20 protein-coding genes are annotated in these 21,391 nt (G+C 39.7%); 12 read left to right on the forward strand and 8 right to left on the reverse strand.

The features are described from left to right. Positions 1-132 precede the first annotated feature (132 nt). Together mltA and V7K36_RS32290 are read right to left on the reverse strand one after the other, a co-directional pair. Positions 133-1,503: a murein transglycosylase A gene (gene mltA, locus V7K36_RS32285; protein ID WP_335121951.1), complete on the reverse strand. Its 1,371-nt coding sequence runs from the start codon at positions 1,501-1,503 to the stop codon at positions 133-135. A gap of 96 nt (positions 1,504-1,599) precedes the next feature. Then, positions 1,600-2,955, reverse strand: coding sequence for a proton extrusion protein PcxA (locus V7K36_RS32290; RefSeq protein WP_335121953.1), 1,356 nt, complete (start codon positions 2,953-2,955; stop codon positions 1,600-1,602). A gap of 78 nt (positions 2,956-3,033) precedes the next feature. Here V7K36_RS32290 and V7K36_RS32295 point away from each other — a divergent pair, with 78 nt between their 5' ends. Beyond that, positions 3,034-5,253, forward strand: a complete 2,220-nt coding sequence (locus V7K36_RS32295; RefSeq protein ID WP_335121955.1) for a recombinase family protein — start codon at positions 3,034-3,036, stop codon at positions 5,251-5,253. Between the two features lie 349 nt (positions 5,254-5,602). Next, the gene (locus V7K36_RS32300) at positions 5,603-5,911 is read left to right on the forward strand and encodes a hypothetical protein (RefSeq protein WP_335121956.1); all 309 of its coding nucleotides are present in this window, start codon (positions 5,603-5,605) and stop codon (positions 5,909-5,911) included. Between the two features lie 184 nt (positions 5,912-6,095). Here the strand turns inward: V7K36_RS32300 and V7K36_RS32305 are convergent, their stop codons facing one another. After that, positions 6,096-6,305, reverse strand: coding sequence for a hypothetical protein (locus tag V7K36_RS32305; protein WP_335121958.1), 210 nt, complete (start codon positions 6,303-6,305; stop codon positions 6,096-6,098). A gap of 678 nt (positions 6,306-6,983) precedes the next feature. Here V7K36_RS32305 and V7K36_RS32310 point away from each other — a divergent pair. Next, positions 6,984-7,295: a hypothetical protein gene (locus tag V7K36_RS32310; protein WP_335121960.1), complete on the forward strand. Its 312-nt coding sequence runs from the start codon at positions 6,984-6,986 to the stop codon at positions 7,293-7,295. A 78-nt stretch (positions 7,296-7,373) separates the two neighbouring features. On the opposite strand, the gene V7K36_RS32315 is transcribed toward V7K36_RS32310, so the two are convergent. Continuing rightward, a complete protein-coding gene (locus V7K36_RS32315) occupies positions 7,374-8,504 on the reverse strand; it encodes a hypothetical protein (RefSeq protein WP_335121961.1) in 1,131 nt (376 codons plus the stop codon). 479 nt (positions 8,505-8,983) lie between these two features. On the opposite strand from V7K36_RS32315, the gene trxA reads away from it, so the two are divergent. Further along, positions 8,984-9,322 (forward strand): thioredoxin, encoded by a 339-nt coding sequence (gene trxA, locus V7K36_RS32320; RefSeq protein ID WP_335121963.1) that lies wholly within the window; start codon positions 8,984-8,986, stop codon positions 9,320-9,322. 84 nt (positions 9,323-9,406) lie between these two features. On the opposite strand, the gene V7K36_RS32325 is transcribed toward trxA, so the two are convergent. The 3 genes from V7K36_RS32325 to V7K36_RS32335 all read right to left on the reverse strand — a co-directional run bounded on the left by V7K36_RS32325 (position 9,407) and on the right by V7K36_RS32335 (position 11,565). Continuing rightward, positions 9,407-10,045 (reverse strand): histidine phosphatase family protein, encoded by a 639-nt coding sequence (locus V7K36_RS32325; protein WP_334826027.1) that lies wholly within the window; start codon positions 10,043-10,045, stop codon positions 9,407-9,409. A gap of 524 nt (positions 10,046-10,569) precedes the next feature. Further along, positions 10,570-10,752 carry a CsbD family protein gene (locus tag V7K36_RS32330; RefSeq protein WP_335121965.1) on the reverse strand — a complete coding sequence of 61 codons (183 nt, stop codon included), beginning with the start codon at positions 10,750-10,752 and terminating at the stop codon, positions 10,570-10,572. A gap of 348 nt (positions 10,753-11,100) precedes the next feature. Beyond that, a complete protein-coding gene (locus V7K36_RS32335; RefSeq protein ID WP_335121967.1) occupies positions 11,101-11,565 on the reverse strand; it encodes a hypothetical protein in 465 nt (154 codons plus the stop codon). Between the two features lie 253 nt (positions 11,566-11,818). Here V7K36_RS32335 and uvrB point away from each other — a divergent pair, with 253 nt between their 5' ends. The 6 genes from uvrB to V7K36_RS32365 all read left to right on the forward strand — a co-directional run bounded on the left by uvrB (position 11,819) and on the right by V7K36_RS32365 (position 17,832). Continuing rightward, positions 11,819-13,816, forward strand: coding sequence for an excinuclease ABC subunit UvrB (uvrB, locus tag V7K36_RS32340; protein ID WP_335121969.1), 1,998 nt, complete (start codon positions 11,819-11,821; stop codon positions 13,814-13,816). A 286-nt stretch (positions 13,817-14,102) separates the two neighbouring features. Beyond that, complete coding sequence (locus V7K36_RS32345) at positions 14,103-14,663, forward strand: Uma2 family endonuclease (RefSeq protein WP_335121971.1); 561 nt, start codon at positions 14,103-14,105, stop codon at positions 14,661-14,663. A 144-nt stretch (positions 14,664-14,807) separates the two neighbouring features. Then, positions 14,808-16,154 carry a hypothetical protein gene (locus tag V7K36_RS32350; RefSeq protein WP_335121973.1) on the forward strand — a complete coding sequence of 449 codons (1,347 nt, stop codon included), beginning with the start codon at positions 14,808-14,810 and terminating at the stop codon, positions 16,152-16,154. Positions 16,155-16,470: 316 nt separating this feature from the next. Continuing rightward, positions 16,471-17,073 carry a Uma2 family endonuclease gene (locus V7K36_RS32355; protein WP_335121975.1) on the forward strand — a complete coding sequence of 201 codons (603 nt, stop codon included), beginning with the start codon at positions 16,471-16,473 and terminating at the stop codon, positions 17,071-17,073. A 334-nt stretch (positions 17,074-17,407) separates the two neighbouring features. Next, positions 17,408-17,614: a type II toxin-antitoxin system HicB family antitoxin gene (locus V7K36_RS32360; RefSeq protein ID WP_335093901.1), complete on the forward strand. Its 207-nt coding sequence runs from the start codon at positions 17,408-17,410 to the stop codon at positions 17,612-17,614. Next, the gene (locus V7K36_RS32365; RefSeq protein WP_335121977.1) at positions 17,611-17,832 is read left to right on the forward strand and encodes a type II toxin-antitoxin system HicA family toxin; all 222 of its coding nucleotides are present in this window, start codon (positions 17,611-17,613) and stop codon (positions 17,830-17,832) included. The genes V7K36_RS32360 and V7K36_RS32365 overlap by 4 nt, the downstream gene beginning before the upstream one ends. Positions 17,833-18,278: 446 nt before the next feature. Here V7K36_RS32365 and V7K36_RS32370 read toward each other — a convergent pair whose 3' ends face one another. Then, a complete protein-coding gene (locus tag V7K36_RS32370) occupies positions 18,279-18,590 on the reverse strand; it encodes an acylphosphatase (RefSeq protein ID WP_334826039.1) in 312 nt (103 codons plus the stop codon). Between the two features lie 248 nt (positions 18,591-18,838). Here V7K36_RS32370 and V7K36_RS32375 point away from each other — a divergent pair, with 248 nt between their 5' ends. Beyond that, positions 18,839-19,216 carry a DUF1823 family protein gene (locus V7K36_RS32375; RefSeq protein WP_335121979.1) on the forward strand — a complete coding sequence of 126 codons (378 nt, stop codon included), beginning with the start codon at positions 18,839-18,841 and terminating at the stop codon, positions 19,214-19,216. 492 nt (positions 19,217-19,708) lie between these two features. Next, a complete protein-coding gene (locus V7K36_RS32380) occupies positions 19,709-21,367 on the forward strand; it encodes an alpha-amylase family glycosyl hydrolase (RefSeq protein ID WP_335121981.1) in 1,659 nt (552 codons plus the stop codon). The last annotated feature ends 24 nt before the right edge of the window (positions 21,368-21,391 follow it).

Genomic DNA, 21,391 nt, shown 5'->3' on the forward strand with positions numbered 1-21,391 from the left:
TAGGGTTTGGGCATATTTACAGCGATCGCGTTTTGCAGGATAACGAAAGGGACTACTTCTAGTTTATGCCCAAACCACCTTGGCGGTTGCTATAAATAAGTCGGGAATCTTAGTATTAAAATGCAAGTGTGTTTAATTCTGGGACTTGAGTAATAGATAAAATAATTGTCCATTGCTGACTGTGACACCAGCGCGATCGCCTGCTAATTTCCCAGTACCTAAAAAATAATCTACCCTACCTGCACCTTTAATTGCACCTCCGGTATCTTGGTCAAGAACATAGCGACTAACGATGCGCTCCTCGATTTTTCCGGTAGGATTAACAAAGGGAATAGAAGTGTGAATCAACGCTAAAGCACCAGGAGGCATGAGGGATTTATCTGTGGCAATAGAACGCTCTGCTGTTAATGGTACATTGATAGAACCTTGGGCTGGCTGACCGTGATTTTCTTGAAAAAAAACAAAGCTGCGATCGCGCGGAATATAAATATTTAACTCTTGGGGATGCTTTTGGAAATAGTCGAGAATAATTGGCATAGTCATACCTTGTAGCGGTAATTTGCCATCATTCGCTAATTCTCGGCCAAGACTTTTGTAGTTATAAGCGTTATTACCAGCATAGCCGATTGCTGTCTGAGTACCATCGGGAAGCTGAAGTCTCGCTGAACCTTCAATTTGAGCTAGATATGGTTCGAGGCGAAGGCGAAACCAAAACAACTCTAATCCTCGTAATTTACCCTTTGCACCTTGCAAACCATCTACTCCTTCTAATTCCAAGCGTGTAGGATGAGGCTTAGACCAGGAGTTTAAATCAGGAGGTAATCCATAAACAGGATAACGATATTCTGCTGTAGGGACGCGACGGGCTGCGTAAAGTGGTTCATAATAGGCGGTGAATAAAACGGAACCTTTGTTATCTTGACCGACTGACTGGTAAAGAACAAATTCCCGCTCGATCGCTTGATGTAATTCTGTTGCAGAATTAGTTTTTAATAGAAGTTCACGGAATCTTTTCAAGCTTTTGAACACGCGATCCCGAAGGGGCAAGCCGCCGAAAGCGGCATCGCGCGTAATCCCAGCCACCTGATAGTTTTGATAAGCAGCCAGAGCATTAGCTGTTTGCAAATATTGGAGGCTGTGAGCGATTGCTCTTAACAATGCCTTTTTGTCTGGATCTTCAATTTTGAATTTTGAATTTTGAATTTTGAATTGTTTAACTGGTATTTCTCCATAGAGAACTTCATCCAAACAAGAGGTATCACCTTGACAACAAGTAACTGGTAGTCTCTGGATTAATGGTGCTTTTTGCTTTTGTGTAAGTGCATCCTGATTTTCAGCAGTCAAGGAAACTGGTATATTCCACTTTTGCACGCGACATTCTGGCGAGCTAAGTTCCCGATGCGCCAAAGATTGCATCCGCACCAGCAAAATCGACAAAACTACAGGGAAGCTGATAGCGATAACTTTATTAAACTTTCCTAAACCAGCAAGTGTCTTTTTCATCAAAATTCAAAATTTTTGAGATTATCCCACTTCGCTCAAATTCAAAAATCAAACATCAAAAATTTCCCCAATGTCCAATGTCCCATGCCCAATACCTTATTCATTCATATTACGGTAAGTGGCAACTGCTGATGGTGAGATCCGGTTCAAAAATCGGAATATCCAGTATTTGAAAATTGTATCTAAAATCACTGGAAATGTAGCAATAAATAAGAAGATAAAATCTCGATTTGCTGGTAATCCCCAATGGCGCGATACACCTTCTAGTAGTACTTCCCAGCCATGAGGAGAGTGGAATCCTACAAATATATCAGTAAACAAAATGATGATAAATGCCTTGGCACTATCACTAAGTCCATAGACAATATTATCAATGAAATCCTTTAGGACAGCAATAGAAGACTTGCTAACTAACAAAAGGCAAATAAAAGCACCCACCGAGAACATGTCTGCAAAAATATTTTTGATCGCATTAGAGCTTTCGTGACGAAATTCTTTAGCAAGCTCTATAGCCTTATTACCCATTTCATTTTCAATCTGCTCAGATGATAGTGGAGGGGCTTTTATAATGAGATTTTCAAACTTGAGCTTTTCTTCAAATCTTTGTAATTCTACCAGGGCTTCCTCTTCCATTTCTGAATTGAGGAATATCTGCATTTGCTCAGAGCTTCTAACCCGCTCAATAATGGGGCCGACTACGAAAGCTTTTGCTATCTGATGCGTTAAAAGTGGGACTATAATTAATAGTAAAATAAACCTGATAGATATTATTGTTCTTCTTTGAGTCTGACGAAAACTCTGAATTACCTCTTGTTCAGAATTAGGGTCTAATTCAACTTGCAGACGAGTGATAGTACTTAAAAGAGAGCGGGGTAAAACGCCCATTGTATCGGTTTTACGCTTTATTTCTGGTTTCCTATCTAAGTTTTGAGTTGCTATTTTGGGTGGTAACGTTGGAGTATTGACGAGTAGCGACTTGTCCTCAGAGATCACAGAGTTAACTGGTAGATTTGGAGGTTGGACTACTAAAGCTTTAGAAGTTATTTGATCAGAAATTGTTGTGTATTTGGATATAATTTGATCGATAGAGTTTAGCTTTTCCAAAACCAAAGAAGGACTTAAATACTCTATACCTACTTTCTGAGCAGCTTTTTGATTTTCTTCATTTAGAAACCAACGGCTTGCTCTAAACTCCGTCAGCCGCATCCTCACAGTTTTTAATAGCTTTTTTAGGTCTGACTCAAAATAATCCATTACGCTATTACTGTACATGGCTAAGTCAATGTCTATTTTATTACCATTAAAATGTTTATTTTCTATTTCCTGAATCTTTAATGCTGCATTGTAAGCTTCATCTAAAGAACGTTCAGGAGTCTGTAAGTACCATCGATAAGCAGCAAGTAAGAAAGAATAGATTTTTTGACTAAAAACAGAGTTTTTCATTGCAGACAATCATCCAGCATTATTTGGTGATTCTTAACCTTAAGTTAACGCACGAGGTATACTAGCAAATCTACAAGGAGAAAGTTTGTGGTTTCTCATTCGGTTTGGATTGTTGGCACTAGCCGCAGTGGTAAGACGGCTCGCTTGGTAGAGCAATTTTGTAATTGGGTAAAATCTGAAAATCAATACACAGAATCATTTTATACTAAAAGACAGGGACGTAAAAAAGGCGATGGCTTCGCCAACGCCAAGGGCGATCGCATACCCGAATTTTTATATCTTAAACAAACAGAGCCAGGAGTTTTAGTCTTAGCTGCCAACGATGATAATCGTCGAGAATTGGGAGATATAATTGTTACATCTACATTAGGAAAATATCCGGTTCGTGCCAAGACACCGCTAGGTTTTTTCCAGGATGAAGTTATTTTATTTTGGCCGTTGCTAATTAACTCGTTGAACCTGAAGGCACAGTTTCCGGTACGATTGCGGCCAGAAACGGAACAAGAGTTAGCAACCAAACTCTGGCGTCCCCAATTAGACGAAGAAATTTTACGTATCGCGGGAGTGAATGAATCTCGCTTGGTGCGTCGCATCCTAGACTTATTGCAATTAGCAGCTTACAGTGGTATGCCTTGCGAAGATATTGCCCAGATTTTGGCCAGGGGTCTGGGAGAAAATACTACAACTTTAGAGCCAGAATTTTTGGGATCTTTGCTCCTAGATTGGCGTAACTGGTGTTTAGAGAGGGGATTACTGACTTATGGGATTATTACTGAACTTTATAGTCAGTATTTGTTAAGCGATCGCAATTATCAACAGCACCTGACTAAACGCTATCAGGCGGTTCTGGCGGATGATGTTGATGATTATCCTAGCGTAGCGCGTCTTTTGTTTGAGTTGCTATTAGATCAAGGCGCAGTCGGGGCATTTAGCTACAATCTTGATGGTGCAGTGCGATTGGGATTGGGAGCAGATCCCAATTATCTAGAAGGGCTAGCAGAGCGTTGTCGGGTAGAAATCTTGACCGGGCCGCCTCCTGAGTCCCTTGGTGAGCAACTCACTAAACAGATGGTGGAATTAGTCACAGAACCGATGGTACTGTTGAGCTTACCTGAGATTGTGCATTCAATTGAAACCACCTCCCGCGCTCAACTATTGCGACAAACAGCAGAAGTAATTGCTAATGCCATCCAATCACAGCAAGTGCAACCAGAACAAGTGGCGATTATTGCACCGGGTTTAGATGCGATCGCTCGTTATACTCTAGTAGAAATCCTCGTCAAGCAAAACATCCAAGTACAATCGCTGAATGACCAACGTCCCCTAATTAGTTCACCGATCATTCGCGCATTGCTAACCATGCTGGCACTAGTTTATCCCGGCTTGGGACGCTTAGTAGATCGGGATGCCGTGGCAGAAATGCTAGTTGTTCTAAGTAGGAAACAACAACTACCAGAAAACTCTACAGACGCGATTAATCGCGTCTCTACCAATGACGCGATTAATCGCGTCTCTACCAATATTGACCCGGTACGTGCTGGTTTGATTGCAGATTACTGCTTTTTACCCCATCCCTCACGCCCCAACTTGCTACCAGTCTCAGCCTTCGAGCGCTGGGATAGAATCGGCTATGCAGCGACCACAGCTTATAATGAGATATTACAGTGGTTAGAAGAGCAGCGATCGCAACAAGAATTGCGTTTAATTCCCAGTCCCATTTCCCTTTTAGATAGAGCAATTCAGCGCTTTTTGTGGAATGGTAGCAATCTCCCCTACGAACAACTAGCAGCACTGCGAGAATTATTAGAAACCGCCCAACACTACTGGGAAATTGACACCAGATTACGACAAATTTCCCCAGTTGAGACAACGCCTTACACAACTATTATCGAATTCATTCAATTACTGCGACGTGGTACAATCACCGCCAACCCTTACCCTGTGCGTCCCATCGGTGGAGCCAGAAAGGCCGTCACCTTAGCAACTATATTTCAATATCGATCTAGTAGGCGATCGCACCGTTGGCATTTTTGGCTAGATGCTGGTTCACCCCTATGGGCCAAAGGTGGCGCGGCGACTTTATTTGGTGCGCCGTTTTTCCTACGAGACAGGTTAGGGGAACCTTGGACAGCAGAAGATGAGAAATTAGCAGAAGAACAACGACTACGAAGGATTTTGGCAGATTTACTCTCTCGTGTATCCGAGAGAGTTTACTTGTGTCACAGCGATTTAGCCGTGAATGGACAAGAACAACTAGGTCCACTCTTACCGTTAGTGAATGCCTGTGTAACGCATTCGGTTATATAAAACTTATCCAAAGTTCTCTAAACTAAACTTTTCTATAAAAGATTAGTTGTAGTAGCAGCAATATTCACCATATTAACAACTGTGATTTTTCACAAATGATTTAGAATTGCTATATATCCGTTCATGTCATCGATTTTATATTCACAGCGTTTTTCAGGTAAATGAAGTACACAGGTAGAGACACAACAATGTTCATAGGTGTCAACTTAAGCGCAAACCCCTTTAAAACCTCGTCTGAAAATGTCTTTAATTTTGAATTTTGAATTTTGAATTGTTAATTGTCAGTCCCTTATAATCAGACCAACACAAGATGATTTGAAGCAGCATTCACGCAACAGATGTATCAACCATGTTAAACCTGATATTCACCGGATGTATAAAAATAAAACCCTTGGTGGTTTCAACAGCTTTTTTCCTGGCTGTACAGATTTCTGCCAATGCTGAACAAGCCTTCCCTAATATGACTCCAATACAAGCTCAACATTTATCCCGTGACTTAGTTCCATATAATTCTCAAGAGTTTTTTAGGCAAGGAAAAGATTCGATTGAGAGAGAAATTCAAATTCTTAGGCAAAGCCAACTGCGCTCAATGAAACCTGTTCTTAAGATTGATTCAGTACCGCAGATCAAACGACCACATACCCAGCCAAAATTCTAATATCTTATTATCTAAGTAAAAATCATTATCCTTCTATGACACCTTAGATGGCTACTTCTTGTACTGTTAATTCTTCAGCTGTAGCACCTAAACCACATCCCCAGCGATCGCAATCACTATGCTTTGCTACCGATTAACAGAGTTTTTGTGTTTTCAATAAAGCTTGCAACACAATTTTACAATCTTAATCGTCTAGCAAACTCATCAACGCCTGAATTTCAACGTCTTGCGGCTCTGACAATTGACACTGTAACTTTAATAATTGATTCTGTAATGCTTCTGCTACATAGAGCATATTAGCTTCTTGCGCAATTTTTAGCTGATTTTCTTTAATTTTGATTTGTTTAAGCAAGTTGTTTTCAACATGAATTGAATTGTAATGTTGAGCAATCATAGCTTTACATTTCTTATCAATCTATCGAGTGCAATTAAATTTACCACCTATGTATTATTCCACACTTTTCTCATTTTTTAAATATCTGGTGATTTAATCTTCATTACTCCTAGTGTTTACGGGTATGGCGTTTGTTTTTCTTGCCTGAGTAGTTTAGTTTCTGTTTTTCAGGGTTTTTGAGGGATGAAATCGGACGCTAAATGCCATTTTGCTCTATTTTCACAAGGAGGAAACGTAAGGATTCAGGTCATACCTAAATCGCTATAACCTTTCCGGGATAAGAGTTTCCGTGGATTAGGCATAAACTTTGATTCTCAATAATATTTGCGTAACGTCTATGTTTCCGTTTATTATTGCGATCAAAGGTATGTTAATAAACAAAATTCAATTTTGAAGCTGACTCTGTGATTGGGCTTCAAACACCTAAATCCTTACGAGGAAACTTTTAAGGATAAATCCTCAAATAACAAAACGGCATAGGTTTTTCCACAGTTCCATTCTCAATAGTTTGGGAATATTGGCTTAATACACCATGTCCATATTTTTATCGGCTTTTAAAAAAATGGAAATCATGATATAAAATTGGTTGACTTAGTGTGAATTTTTAGATAACACACATTAACTTCTTTGTTATATCACCGAGTCTTTAAGATATGTTAAATATTTTTTGTGAACAGTATGAACTTAAAGTTTATAAAGAGAAACATTTTTACATTTGTGAAACTTATATCTACGATGCTTATAACAAGCGCAATTGGATTAGAATCGTGGAATATTTATGCAGTAATAACTAGTAGTAATCTCCCAAGCAGCCTTAATCCAATTTTTTGGATTGAGCGTTTTGCCATGACGAGCCATTTTATCGAAAGTATTATAGCAGCTTTTTATGCAACTTCAAGAAAAAAGATGCCAATAAAATATGCTACTTATACTTTTTTTGTAGGCACAATTGGGTTGTTAGAACTGTTCTCTCAAGAGAATGACTATTAAGGCTTCTTTGCAAGAGTACGCACAGAATCTCGCAGAGAAGAATTCTTTTCTGAGTAATTTATTCCTTGAAAGTCCCGATTACAATCCAAGTTCAGCAAACACCTCTGGAGAGAACATATCCCACAATACCTGGAAATATGGAATTAAAGTTTCTGCTTCTTGAGAAGTCAAGCTAATGTCTATTTCTTCTCTCAGCAAATGTAGCATTTGACGAACTACTTCCCACTGCACTTTTAATCTGGGATAGAGCATTACACATAAGGGAAATAACTCTTGTTGGATAGCTCCACAGCTTGTTTCTAAAGCACATACCCACAGGTATATTTGAAACATTTCTACATCCCGAATACTAGAAGTCTTAACTATTAGATCACTTAATGCACCAGACATTGAGTTGTAATTTGGATAAAGTTCAATTACTCTTTGGGAAATCCTCTTAGCAATTTGTGTACTAATTGGTAGCAACTTTTGCACTGCGGATAATGCTACAGAATTAGAATCATGGTTAGCTGCTGCTTCATAAGCACGTTGCAGTGGCATATACAAATGGTCGTCAATCACTTTAAAGTATGTACTAATAAGTGATTGTTCTATTGGCTCAAGTGATTCTATGAGCATTTGACTTGTATAATGAAACTGCATACTTACAAAGCCAATAACTCTAGGATCATGACTTGTGTATTTCTTTCTCAGCTTTCCTATATCCGCACCAATAACTCTAGCCAGCTTGCTAGGAGCCACTTGTTCTGTATAAACATCTAATGCCTGTTCATAAAGTGGATTCTCTGAATCAAGCAGGTTCCTTACCAAAGAAAGAGGTTGTGATATTGTTTGTTGAGTATATACATCCAAAGCTTTTTGGTAAATGTTAAAAGAATCTCCGGCGATTTCCCACGGATTAATTAGGTTTAAGTCGATGCCATGTTGTTTAATTTCTCTTGATAATAATCCCTCAGTTTTATTCCAGGCTCTAGCACTAACACTTCGCAAAGAATCTAATACTTTTTGAGCAGTTCTCTTTCGTCCCTCTGGTGATACTATCTCTGATAAATTAGGTATTTCTATTTTTTCTGTACTATCAGTATCAACCTTGAGATTCCCGATATATTTTTTAGCCCATTGTTGTGCTAAAGATTCAACAACCGTCTTATTTCCTTGACTAGAAACTGATTTTAAATGATTTACTGGAAACTCTTTCACAATAGCCATTACTTAATATATCCTCATAAAGATACTTATGTTACAAATATTAACACTAATTCAGTTGATTTTGATGTTTTTTATACAAAGATCAGGTTTAAAATTCTATGTATGACGGTTATAAAGTGTTTTAGTATTAATGTATATATCTGGCGTATTAAATAAATAAAGTTTTTATAACCAAGTATTATTACTGGTAGAATAGGAAAAAAATATAAGTAGATAGGTACGAAAACACCAAACTATATAAAGATAAATAGATGCAGAAAATGAGAAAACTAAAAATAGTCTTATTAACAAAAGGTGATCAGCGCGATCGCACCCTACGTACAAAAGTTGTAGGTTATTGAAATCTACGCTACTAAGCAGAAGTTATCTGCGGTGGCTTGCCGATGTAGGTTACAGGTAAATCTGACAGGCAGAAGGGAGTATAGTTTGTATAGTTAGCTTTTTACTGAAATTTTAGTTTGAGACTAAGGAATTAAAAAATGTCCACTGATACTGACATAGTTGCTTACGTTCAAGAAAGTGAATTTGATAGTGTTTTAACTGGAAGTGAAGAGAAAGTCGTTGTTGTTGACTTTACTGCTACTTGGTGTGGTCCCTGTCGCCTGATCAGTCCGTTAATGGATCAACTCGCCCAGGAATACAAAAGTCGCGTCAAAGTCATTAAGGTAGACGTTGACAGCAACAAGCCGATTTTCAAAAAATTCAGTCTTCGCAGTATTCCGGCGGTTTTAATTTTCAAAGATGGTGTTTTAGCAGAAACCATCGTGGGAGTTTCTCCTTACGAGCAGTTTAGCGTCGCTGTTGAGAAGCTTCTTTAGCTAAAAAACCAGTTTTATTACGTCAAGTTGAGCAGTATTATAGGTGATATTGGCGCTATGAGGTGCGCGTGGCAGGGCAAAAAGTCACGTTCCTGGTAAATTTCGCAAACGCTCATCCAAATGAGTACGGTCTGCCAAAACCTTTAAGAGCGGTCCATGTGAGCTAAATTCTACAATACCGATGGAAGCAACAGGGCATCCCAAGCGAAAACGGAAGCGTCCCACATCAATCCCCAACAAAGTACACAGAATAATTCTGATAGTTGCCTTGTGGGAAACCACTAACACATTGCCACTGCTGTATAAACGCTTGATTTCTTCAATTACCTGCATAGCGCGAGAAGCAATTGTAATTGCTATTTCTCCATCAGTTGGACCATTCCAAGCTGGATCGGCTAACCAGCAAATATAATCATCGTGATATTCACGGCTAATTACTTCTGGCGTTTTTCCTTCCCACTTGCCATAGTTGATTTCCTTTAAACCATCTCTGAATTGTGGTTCCATCTCTATTGCTTCACATAAGGGTTTTGCTGTCAATATAGTTCGCCGCATTGGACTAGAAAATATTGCTGTCCAAGGTGTAGAACTATATGCGTCTGCAAAAGCCTTTGCCATCTCCAATCCTTCTGGGGTAAGTTCTGAGTCTATGGAACCGCAAAAGGAATTATTGCGACTGCATTCTGTCTGTCCATGACGGAGGAAATAAATAGTTAGGTTCACGGTATATTCTCATGGATTTTAAATTTCAGAGCGCTAACAATCAGATGTAGTTGAAGATAGTTAATGCCCGTGCTATAATACTACAATTTTATGATATTTTAAATAATTTTCAGATTGGGCAAAATTACTTCACCGACGAACGCGAACAGCGAGTCCTGCTTACAAGCTGTTTGCGTTCGAGCGTCACAGCCGGTGATAGATATCGCTACTCTTTGAGTAGCCATTGGCGCAGCGCCAGATATTAATTCAATTTTACAATTTTAAAGGCGATCGCCAGGGTTTAATTTGTGCGATCGCCTTTTGCAATTCTGGCTCCATTTTTTTAAGTTTTGGAAACTGTAGAGACGTGATTAATTACGTCTCTACAAAAATTTTACAATCAAGCGAGCTTCTATTCTCTAATCCTTGCTCAGATAATCTGAAAAGACTTGAGCTTGGCTCTCGAACAACTCATATATTTTTGGCAAAAACGGGATAAACCCAATTTATCTCACTAGAGTTTCTGCAAAAAAAAGTATGAATTATTAGTCAATATTTTTCTTCACATTATCTTTTACGTCTTCAATACCGTGACGTACTTCGCTTTCAGCTTGCTTTGCTTTACCTTCAGCTTTATCTTTTGGATCTCCAGTAATTTCTGCTGCGGCTTCTTGGGCTTTACCTTCAATATTTTTGGCAGTTGCTTTAGCCCGGTCTTCTAAGCTCATTTGGTACTCCTTTTTTATTGTAAGTTTATTTCAAAGCTGTAAACTAACTTTGAAATCTTTTGTTATTACCTTTACACAGTAGCTTAAGGTTTTTGCTAAAGCCTTCCACCACAAGGCATATTAAATAATTCAAAATTCAAAATTCAAAATTCAAAATTTAGAAAAGTAGTTATAGTAAGCATCCTGGCTGTTGGTTGAATACAAAATAAAACAACTAGAGTTTACTTACCTATGCTAAAAGACATAGAGAAAGTGCAAATATCGTAATCTTTTCTTTTAATTTTGTAGTAAAAAAAACCAGTTCCGTACAGAAACTGGGTTAATAAAGTTATGAGGATATTTTTTTGTCTAATCTAGAAAACCCATCAGGCTTTCAGAATTTTCAACCTCATTTGATGCTATCGGACGGTTGCCAAATGTAGAATAGCTTTCAGAAATTACCAATGAACTTGAGGCAATTGGACGAATCCCAGAGAGATTGATACTTTCAACGACTTCAAATGTATTTGCGCCAATTGGACGAATACCCATTGAGTTAAAAGTTTCAACAACTTCTAACGTACTGGTGCTAATGGGACGCACCCCAGCAATTGAAAGTGTTTCAGCAACTTCTAAGTCGCTAGCGCCTATGGGACGAACTCCAGAAATGGCGAGTGTGCCAGAAGCTCCCACTGGCAGTTCAGTAACTTCCTCGACTTTATCTGCATTCAAGCTCTGGTCTAGTTGATTTTCAACTTCCTCTGTAGTTTCTCTTGGAGACTTGGCATTGTTTTGCCGAGAACTGGTTGCTTTGCCAGCGCTGCTAATAGTCATAAACGAACACCTCTGGTTTGTTAATTGAATTTTACAATAATTAAGGAAAGATGACATTTTTTCCCATATACCTTAGAGTTTAACCTTAAAAAACCTCATATAGATATAAGTATCTTTCAAACTGATACATAAGTAAAATTAAATTATTAACTTTTATAAAAAAATATTGCTATTTATTTCGTCTAATCAGCCAGCTACAATAAATATAGGGTGAAATTGTCACCATAAGATCGGGTATTTCCAGCTAAACTGTATGACAGAATTTTGTCTTCAAGCTCCCTTTAGTCCCACAGGCGATCAACCACAAGCGATCGCCCAACTGACTGCTAGTATCCAATCAGGCAACCGTTACCAAACTTTACTAGGAGCCACTGGAACTGGCAAGACATTTTCGGTAGCAGCAGTTATTGAGAAAATTGGCAAGCCTACTTTAGTTCTGGCGCATAACAAAACACTCGCGGCACAACTTTGTAACGAGTTGCGGGATTTCTTTCCCAACAACGCAGTTGAGTATTTTGTCAGCTACTACGATTACTATCAGCCAGAAGCGTATATTCCCGTTACCGATACTTATATTGAAAAAACGGCAGCGATTAATGATGAAATTGATATGTTGCGACATTCAGCGACGCGATCGCTTTTTGAACGCCGTGATGTGATTGTCGTTGCATCCATCAGCTGCATCTACGGTTTGGGAATGCCAGCAGAATATTTGAAAGCTGCCATCCCCCTTCAGATAGGTATGGAAGTAAATCAACGCCAAATTTTACGGGATTTGGCAAATGTTCAATATAGCCGCAACGACATAGAAATGGGTCGGGGAAAATTTCGCGTCCGGGGTGATGTCTTAGAAATTGGCCCAGCTTATGAAGACCGGATTATTCGTGTCGAGTTTTTTGGCGATGAAATTGACGCGATTCGCTACATTGACCCAGTGACAGGTGAAATTCTCAAGAGTTTGTCAGCGGTGAATATCTACCCCGCACGTCACTTTGTCACCCCAGAAGAACGGTTAGAAGTAGCTTGTCATGACATTGCAGCCGAGTTAAAACAGCAAAAACTAGACTTAGAACAAGCTGGGAAACTATTAGAAGCGCAACGCATAGATCAACGTACACGCTATGACCTAGAAATGCTGCGCGAGGTAGGTTACTGCAACGGCGTTGAGAACTACTCCCGTCACTTAGCAGGAAGACAAGCTGGGGAATCACCAGAATGTTTAATTGATTATTTTCCCAAAGATTGGCTATTAGTTATCGATGAATCTCACGTTAGCGTACCCCAAATTCGCGGGATGTATAACGGTGATCAAGCTAGAAAAAAAGTTTTAATCGAACATGGATTTCGGCTTCCTAGCGCTGCTGATAACCGTCCTTTAAAAGCCGAAGAATTTTGGCAAAAGGTGAATCAGTGTATTTTTGTTTCCGCAACTCCCGGAAATTGGGAAATAGAAGTTTCTGAAGACCATGTAATTGAGCAAGTGATTCGACCAACTGGGGTGGTTGATCCAGAAATTTCTGTGCGTCCCACAGAAGGACAAATTGATGATTTGTTGGGAGAAATTAAAGATAGAGCCGATCGCCATGAACGAGTGTTAATTACCACATTAACCAAGCGGATGGCGGAAGATTTAACAGAATATTTGCAAGACCACAGTATTCGGGTACGGTATTTACATTCCGAGATTAATTCTATTGAGCGCATTGAGATTTTGCAGAACTTGCGCGAGGGTAAATTTGATGTTTTGGTTGGTGTGAATTTGCTGCGGGAAGGCTTGGATTTACCAGAAGTTTCCTTAGTAGCAATTATGGATGCAGATAAAGAAGGTTTCCTACGAACCGAGCGTTCCTTAATTCAAACTATTGGTAGAGCCGCGCGTCACGTCCAGGGACAAGCAATTTTGTATGCCGATAATCTGACAGGTAGCATGATTAAAGCTATTGATGAAACAGACAGGCGGCGTGGTATTCAAACGGCACATAATCGACTGCATGGGATTACACCACAACCGATTGTGAAAAAATCAAGTAATGCGATTTTGTCTTTTTTAGATGTATCTCGGCGGTTAAATGCAACAGACTTGAAAGTTGTAGATGAACATATAGATGAACTGCCGTTAGAACAGATTCCCCAATTGATTACTCTGTTAGAAGCGCAGATGAAAGAGGCGGCGAAGAAATTAGAATTTGAAGAGGCGGCAAAATTGCGCGATCGCATTAAACATTTGCGAGATAAAATGCTAGGACATTAACGTGAATCTTATAGCAGTTCTCAGTTGAGCGAGGTACAAGAACCCCACCCCCAACCCCCTCCCCGCTCTTCGAGAGCAGGGTGGTTTCATACGAAGAAAGAAAAATACATAAGTCTTGATTCTCGTTTTGTGACATGGCTTTTTACCCCGCTTCCAAACCTCTCCCCGAAGCGGAGAGAGGCTTTGAAACTCAGTTTTGTTTTTTCTCTGCTTGTATGAAACCACCCTGCCTCCCCGCTCTTCGAGAGGGGGCTATGATGTAACTCATGTGATTAGGAAACGCTATATGCTTACCAATATTCGCCTAATTAGTGTTCAAGAATATCACCAAATGGCGGAAACGGGGATTTTTCATCCTGAAGAACGCTTAGAATTAATAGCGGGACAAATCATCAGAATGTCAGCAAAAGGAACTGCTCACGAATCAGCAATTACCCGCACAGAAAGGTTATTACGTCAACGTTTGGGTGACAAAGTTTTATTAAGAATCCAGTCACCAGTGCAACTTGATGATTACTCGGAACCAGAACCAGATATTTCGGTGGTGAAGCTCAATCCATTAGATTATGACGATCACCATCCTAATGCTTCCGAAGTGTTTTTACTGATTGAAATAGCTGATTCCAGTCTCAAATATGATCGAGAAGTAAAAGCGATCGCTTATGCTAAATCAGGGATTATTGAGTACTGGATTTTAGATGTCAATGGACGCAAGTTGTATATGTATCGTCTCCCCAGTCCAGACGGCTATCATAGTGAGAGCATACTTGCAGAGGATGTGACAATTTCACCTTTAGCTTTTCCTGATTGTGCGATTGCAATTCGGGAATTATTGCGAAAAATCTAGGAGGCGATCGCATTAAGCACCTGCGGGATAGAATGCTGCGGCATTAGTGCTTATAAAGGGTAGCAATCAAGAGAACGCTTTTTTTCACTATTCTAGAACTGTCAAATCAATTAAAGTGTAGAGATCATAATATAAGGTGCAATTATGTTTTTGGATAAGGATTTAGTTGGTCAACAACAAGATGTAGAACTATTTAACAACATTGGTCATTTAGATGATACTGAAGGTCGTTTGACTGTTTGGCTTGCTATTAATCAAACTCCACGACTTCATTGGGAATTTGAAGCAGCTAGAGGAGAATATAACTTTGATTCTCTCTCTTTTGAACCACCTCCAAAGAAATTGAATTCTTGGGATGGTTCAGATCCTCGACTTGTTGTGGAAAAACCAACATTCACATTTCGAGGTGGACGACGGCGGCAAAGTCGTGGTTATGCAGAGCAGGTTGTATATGGGGATATTAAATCAAATGCTCACTATTTTGATTTCTACTTGCCAAATACAGACTTTTTGAGAGAGGCTACAGGTAGTAACCTTGGAGCCATCACTAAGGCTTTGAAATGTGAATCTTTTAAAGTAGAGATTGGGAGTGATTGGAGTGTTGAATTTTCTACAACCCAGGAAGCTTTAGATTGGTTGAAGCCAGAAGTTCAGAATAGGGGTTCAATGATTACATTGAAAATTCGGCTCTTCCAGACCAAACAAGCTTCTACAAAGATTCAAGATTTATTAAATATTTCTTTGTCTAATTCTAGTAAAATTATCTCAGATTTATGTTTGATGCTGTCATATATAAATGGTGGATATATTAAACCAATTTATGTAATTGCAAAGAAATTTGTGGATATAGAAACAGACCGAATAGGTATAGAAGATGTAGCTTCATTGGCTGAGGCTCCTTTGATAGTTCCACAGGAAGAATTAGGGCAAGGTTGCATTAGATATTTTGGCATGAAAGACTTGTTAAATTTTGTTCAATGCTTTCCGACTTTTCAGCGAATGCTTCAAAATTCTAATTGGCGTGAGAAATGGATTGTGCTTCTTGAGTGGTATTTTCAAGCAATTCCAAGAGCATTTGGACGCAGAAGAAATGTTTTGCTTCCTGTTGTAGCTAACGCACTTGGAACTTTATTAGAAAATCTTGCGCGAATAATTTTAGTAGAAGAAGGAACTTTAAGTAAAAATAAATTCGGGAAGCTCTCCGCAATGGATCGTATTAACGAACTTCTCAATCGTTTAGGCGTATCAGGTGATAATTCAGTAGTAAATGACTTTGTAAAGATCCGAAACAATTCAACTCATGCCAAGTCCACCCCAATCTCATTAACTGAGATTCAACAGTGGGAAGTAGTGCAGAAAGGAGTTCAATGGGTAGACGAGGTAGTTTTGTGGAGGCTTGGTTACGGAGGACAATACCGAGAGAGAAACCTACAATCAATTCAGGGTATTCAACCCCGTTATGATCTTTCGCAACGTGATTCAAGTTGGTAGGTAGGGAGGAGTATAACAATCCCAATACACCCGACCGTCGGAAGGCTATCTGCGGCGATGATTGGCAACGTTAATATCGACTTGCTGAAGCGATCGCATTAAACATCTCAGAGATAAAATGCTAGGACATTAGTGCTTAATCAAGGTAGCAATCAAGAGAACACCCTTTTTTGGCTATCCTAGAAAAGTAAATCATTACAGCACTTCCGGAAGTTATGGGGTACACTAATTGATCGAATTACCGTTTGTCTGTGCTAATAGCATTCCAAATATCTGTACCTCATAGCAGCAGAAAGTGCTGTAATAAATCGCCCCAATGGTTGCTTTACCCGACAACATTTTGATGAGTGCAGAGGAATATCTGGTTTGGGAACCCACCCAAGAGGAACGCTACGAGTATTGGGATGGCGAAGTTGTGATGATGAGTGGTGCTACGCGCAACCATAATCGGATTTCTGCAAATTTCTTTAAGCTTCTAGATGATGCTTTAGCCGATCGCTCCTGTGAAGTATACATTGTAGATGTGAAGGTGCAGGTAGAACCTGGGCTAAAGTATTTTTATCCAGATGTGGTGGTGACTTGCGACGATCGCGATCGCGATCCACAATTGATACAATATCCCTGCTTAATTATCGAAGTGCTATCACCATCAACGGAAGCAGCCGATAGGGGGAAAAAGTTTCCCAAATATCGCCAATCTCCAACCTTGCAAGAATATGTCTTAGTGCAAGTAGCTCAACCCGGTGTGGAAGTGTTTCGGCGCAACAAACAAGGAAAATGGGTGCTGTCGGAGTATAATTCGGGCGAGATATTGCGACTGGAATCGGTGGATGTGGAAATAGCGATGTCTACGACGGGCTACGCCTACGCTCATTTGTACCGCCAAGTGCAGTTTGAAGCTGAAGCAACCGAAAATTGAATAGATGCTCGATGAGGATTCATAGACGCGCCGAGTAATATCATGTCCGCTTGATTGCTTATTAAACCCGAAGAACCCCACCCCGCCAAAGCTATGCTTTGTCTCCCCTAAGAGCCGGCTCTTAGGGGATTAAGGGGAGCCAGTGCGGTCTTGGGGTCTCCCCAAGTGGAGCATCTGGCGTGTGGGGTGCAATGACTATGGGAATCACAACGAATTACCCGGACATGATATAATATACAATTTGAGCTTGAAATGCACAGTGGAAGGCAGATTTAGGAGGCTTACTTGCTAAGATCAAGAACAGTTATACACATTTTTTGTTATCAAGTGGAATATGAGACAGGTAATCGTGTATCGAGATGAAGATGGCTACTGGATTGTAGAGTGCCCCAGCCTAAAAGGTTGTCTTAGCCAGGGTAAGACTAAACAGGAAGCCCTTTCTAATATCAAAGAGGCGATTTCAGGTTACGTCGCAGCGTTGGAGGAGGATGGCTTGCCGGTTCCAGAAGATAACTTTGAAACGTTTCTGGTACTCGTGTGAGCAAACTACCGAGTATTTCAGGAAGAGATTGCGTCAAAGCCCAAGAAAAGGTGGGTTTTTACGAAAAGCGTAGGGAAAGTAGCCATATTATTCTACGACGAGATGAACCGTTTGCTCAAGTTGTTGTCCCAGATCATCAGGAATTAGCCAAGGGTACGTTGCGGGCAATAATTCGGGATGCTGATTTAAGCTTAGAGGAATTTATTACATTGCTATAGGGTTGGAATTGCTTCGGCGATCGCCAGAAAGCACCTGCAAGATAAAATGCTAGAGCATTAGTGCTTGGTCAGGGTAGCAATTCGGTGGATGTAGAAATAGCGATGTCTACGACGGGCTATTCGGCGTCGCTCATTTATACCGACAAGTGCAGTTTGAAACCACAGCAACCAAAAATTGAATAGATGCTCGATGAAAATGGGTAGACGCTCAGCTGCTTGTCGTTAGACATCGCCCACTCATGATAGATAGTCAATACCAGTCAGCGTAGGCGTAGCCCGTCGTAGACATCGCAAGTCCCGCAACTCTAGAAAATTCGTTAAGATTGTAAATAATAAGTTTTAATACTTTTTGAGGTTTAGTTTTCTTTATATGATATTAACGCTTTGGCTTGATAAGCTAACAACCAGGAGACACAATGGAAGATATTCTAATTCCTAACTCCTAACTATTTACTCAACCCGCTTCGCTTAACTTCAAATCTTTGCAACCCTTCCGGTACTTCAAACTCAACCACAATATCTTTAACCACAGCAGCAGGTGGCCCGGAGTGACACCAGCGAAGCATTTCATCTACAACCTCTCGCGCCCCTTCAAAGACTGCCTCTACTCGACTATCGGGGAGATTCTGCACCCAACCGGTTAATCCTAACTGGCTAGCTGTATCCACAGTGGCGTAGCGATAGCCTACTCCTTGGACTCGGCCAGAAATGAATACATGGGCGCGGATGATCTTTGGCAGTGCTGTGGAATTCTGCATAGACTGGTCTAATCTTTACGATTTCCAGTCTACCTAGTTTGTGTATACACAACCTGTTTTTAACTCCAACTCGCAAAATTAATCACGGTCTTCGTCATCACTGTGATTTTTGTATTAGCGATCGCTATTATCCCACTCTTGATCGCGTCATTACTCCCCATTCTCTATATCAGTCGTAGTCTAAATACCTGAAAACTGCTGTAATTTAATCAGTAGTCAGTTTTTCCACTTGGAATTTTGAATTGTTTATGTCTAACCTGCCACCACTCAATACAGAAACAATTTGGGCAATTCTTGACGAGAAACTTGATGATGCCACAGTTAACCAGTTGCTATGGCATTATTTAGGCTATCGCTATGATTCCTCAACTGCACAATGGGACACAAGCCAAGTTGTACCAGAATGGCAGAATGAGTACCCACAACCACCAGATTTCATTGAATCTCGCCCCGCAACAGTCAAATTGACTCGTTCCATTCCGGCTGAAAATAAACAAATGCTAAAAGAAAAACTGGGCTTCAAAGGTTACAAAATTGGTGAATTCGGCCCTCGGCAAACTCGCAGGGCGACGGCAGCGAATTGGTTGTTAAGTTATCTGCAACAAACTAACGACAAAATTGAGTAATTTTATCAGCAGATATAGCAATCCTATTTGAGATCCGAACAGGGTTTATACTGATGCAGTTTCGGAAAATCAAATTTTTGATGATTGGTAAACAACTTCAGCTTGGTATAAATGTACTATTGTTTTGTATTTCATTTAGGATTGCTATATTTGGCAAATAATATCCTATTTTTACCGAATATCTGCTGTATTAGAATTTAATAAAAAACTCTTGATTTATTTACTGAATTTTTGTAGTTGGATGTAATAGGATTTTAAAATTAGTAGTTTTATAGCTAAAATCTGCGATACAACAAATATGCATTTTAGTCAATCAACAAATGCTATAAACAGCCAAAAATCAAAAAACCACAGTTAAATCTTATAAAATATTCATGAATTATTCCTGAAGATAGAAGCACTCCTTATCTAATTCTTTCTCTAGAGCGATTTGCAAATTCAATTGAACATCAGAGAATATTTCTATCAACCCTTGATATTACAAATACTTCTATGTCAGAGCCAATTGAATTTAATTTATTTGCGCCTTACAATAAAGGAGCCGCATTAATTGGTTCTTTTTCTGATTGGCAAGAAATTCCAATGGAAAAAGGTGATGATGGTTATTTCCGCACAAGTGTTGAACTAGAAGACGGCGTTTATAAATATAAATTTCGCGTCCAGTCAAATTCATGGTTTTTTGAACCAGAACAATGGGTTGATGTTACAGACCCCTATGCAACTGATATAGATGAACAGAGTGGAAAAGATGATGGTGTTATCCGGGTCAAAGATGGTAAAAAGATTACCGATACTTATGTTTGGCAACATGATGATAAACCTTTACCTGCTGACCGCGAATTAGTAATTTATGAATTGCACGTTGGTGACTTTTCTGGTGGCGAGGATGATCCTTATGCACGAGGCAAGTACAAACACGTTGTTGAAAAGTTAGATTATTTGTGTGAACTAGGAATCAACGCTATTGAGTTGATGCCACTTAAAGAATATCCTGGTGATTATAGTTGGGGTTATAATCCCCGCCACTTCTTTGCAACAGAATCTAGTTATGGTTCAACTGCTGAATTGAAAAAATTGATTGATGAGTGTCATGCCAAAGGTATTCGTGTAATTCTTGACGGTATTTATAATCACTCAGAAGCATCTGCTCCTTTAACACAAATTGACCACGATTATTGGTATCATCACTCTCCCCGTGACCCTGATAATAACTGGGGACCTGAGTTTAATTATGAACATTATGACGAAAAATTAGATATTCATCCCGCGTGGAAATTTATTGGTGAGACAATCCGTTTTTGGATTGGGGAATATCATCTTGATGGTATTCGCTATGATGCAGCACGGCAAATTGCTAACTACGACTTCATGCACTGGATTGTTCAGGAAGCTAAAAAAACTGCTAGCATGAAGCCTTTTTACAACATTGCCGAACACATTCCTGAAACTACCAGCATTACCAATGTAGATGGCCCAATGGATGGTTGCTGGCATGACAGTTTCTATCACTGCATTTTAGAACATATCTGCGGTGATACATTTGATTTAGAGCGTCTCAAAGATGTCATTGACTGCAAGCGCCAAGGCTTCTTGGGTGCCACCAACGTAGTAAATTACCTCACCAATCACGACCATAATCATGTCATGGTTGAATTGGGAAACCGTGAGATTTTTGATGAAGAAGCCTTTAGACGCGCTAAATTAGGAGTAGCCATCCTAATGACTGCTGTTGGCGTACCTTTGATTTGGATGGGAGAGGAATTTGGCGAGTACAAACCTCAACAACCTGAATCAGCCAAAATTGATTGGACGCTGTTAGGTAATGATCTAAATCGTAGTTTATTTGATTCATACAAAGGTTTAACCAACCTGCGTAAAAATAATCATGCTCTATACACCGAAAATATTGATTTTATCCACGAAAATCCAGAAGCAAAAGTACTAGCTTATAGCCGTTGGAATGATGAAGGTTCTCGTGTAGTCGTGGTAGCTAATTTTTCAGAAAACTTTCTAGGTGGCTATCATGTTCCTAACTTAGCAAGCGGTGGTACATGGCACGAGTGGACAGGCAATTATGATGTCGAAGCTGGTGATGATGGCATCATAATTGACTTGGGGCCATATGAAGCCAAAGTGTTTGTATGGCAGTAATCATATACACTACAGCCGAGTCAG

It is taken from the genome of Nostoc sp. (assembly GCF_036919555.1).
In the GTDB taxonomy this organism is placed as follows: Bacteria; Cyanobacteriota; Cyanobacteriia; order Cyanobacteriales; family Nostocaceae; genus Nostoc.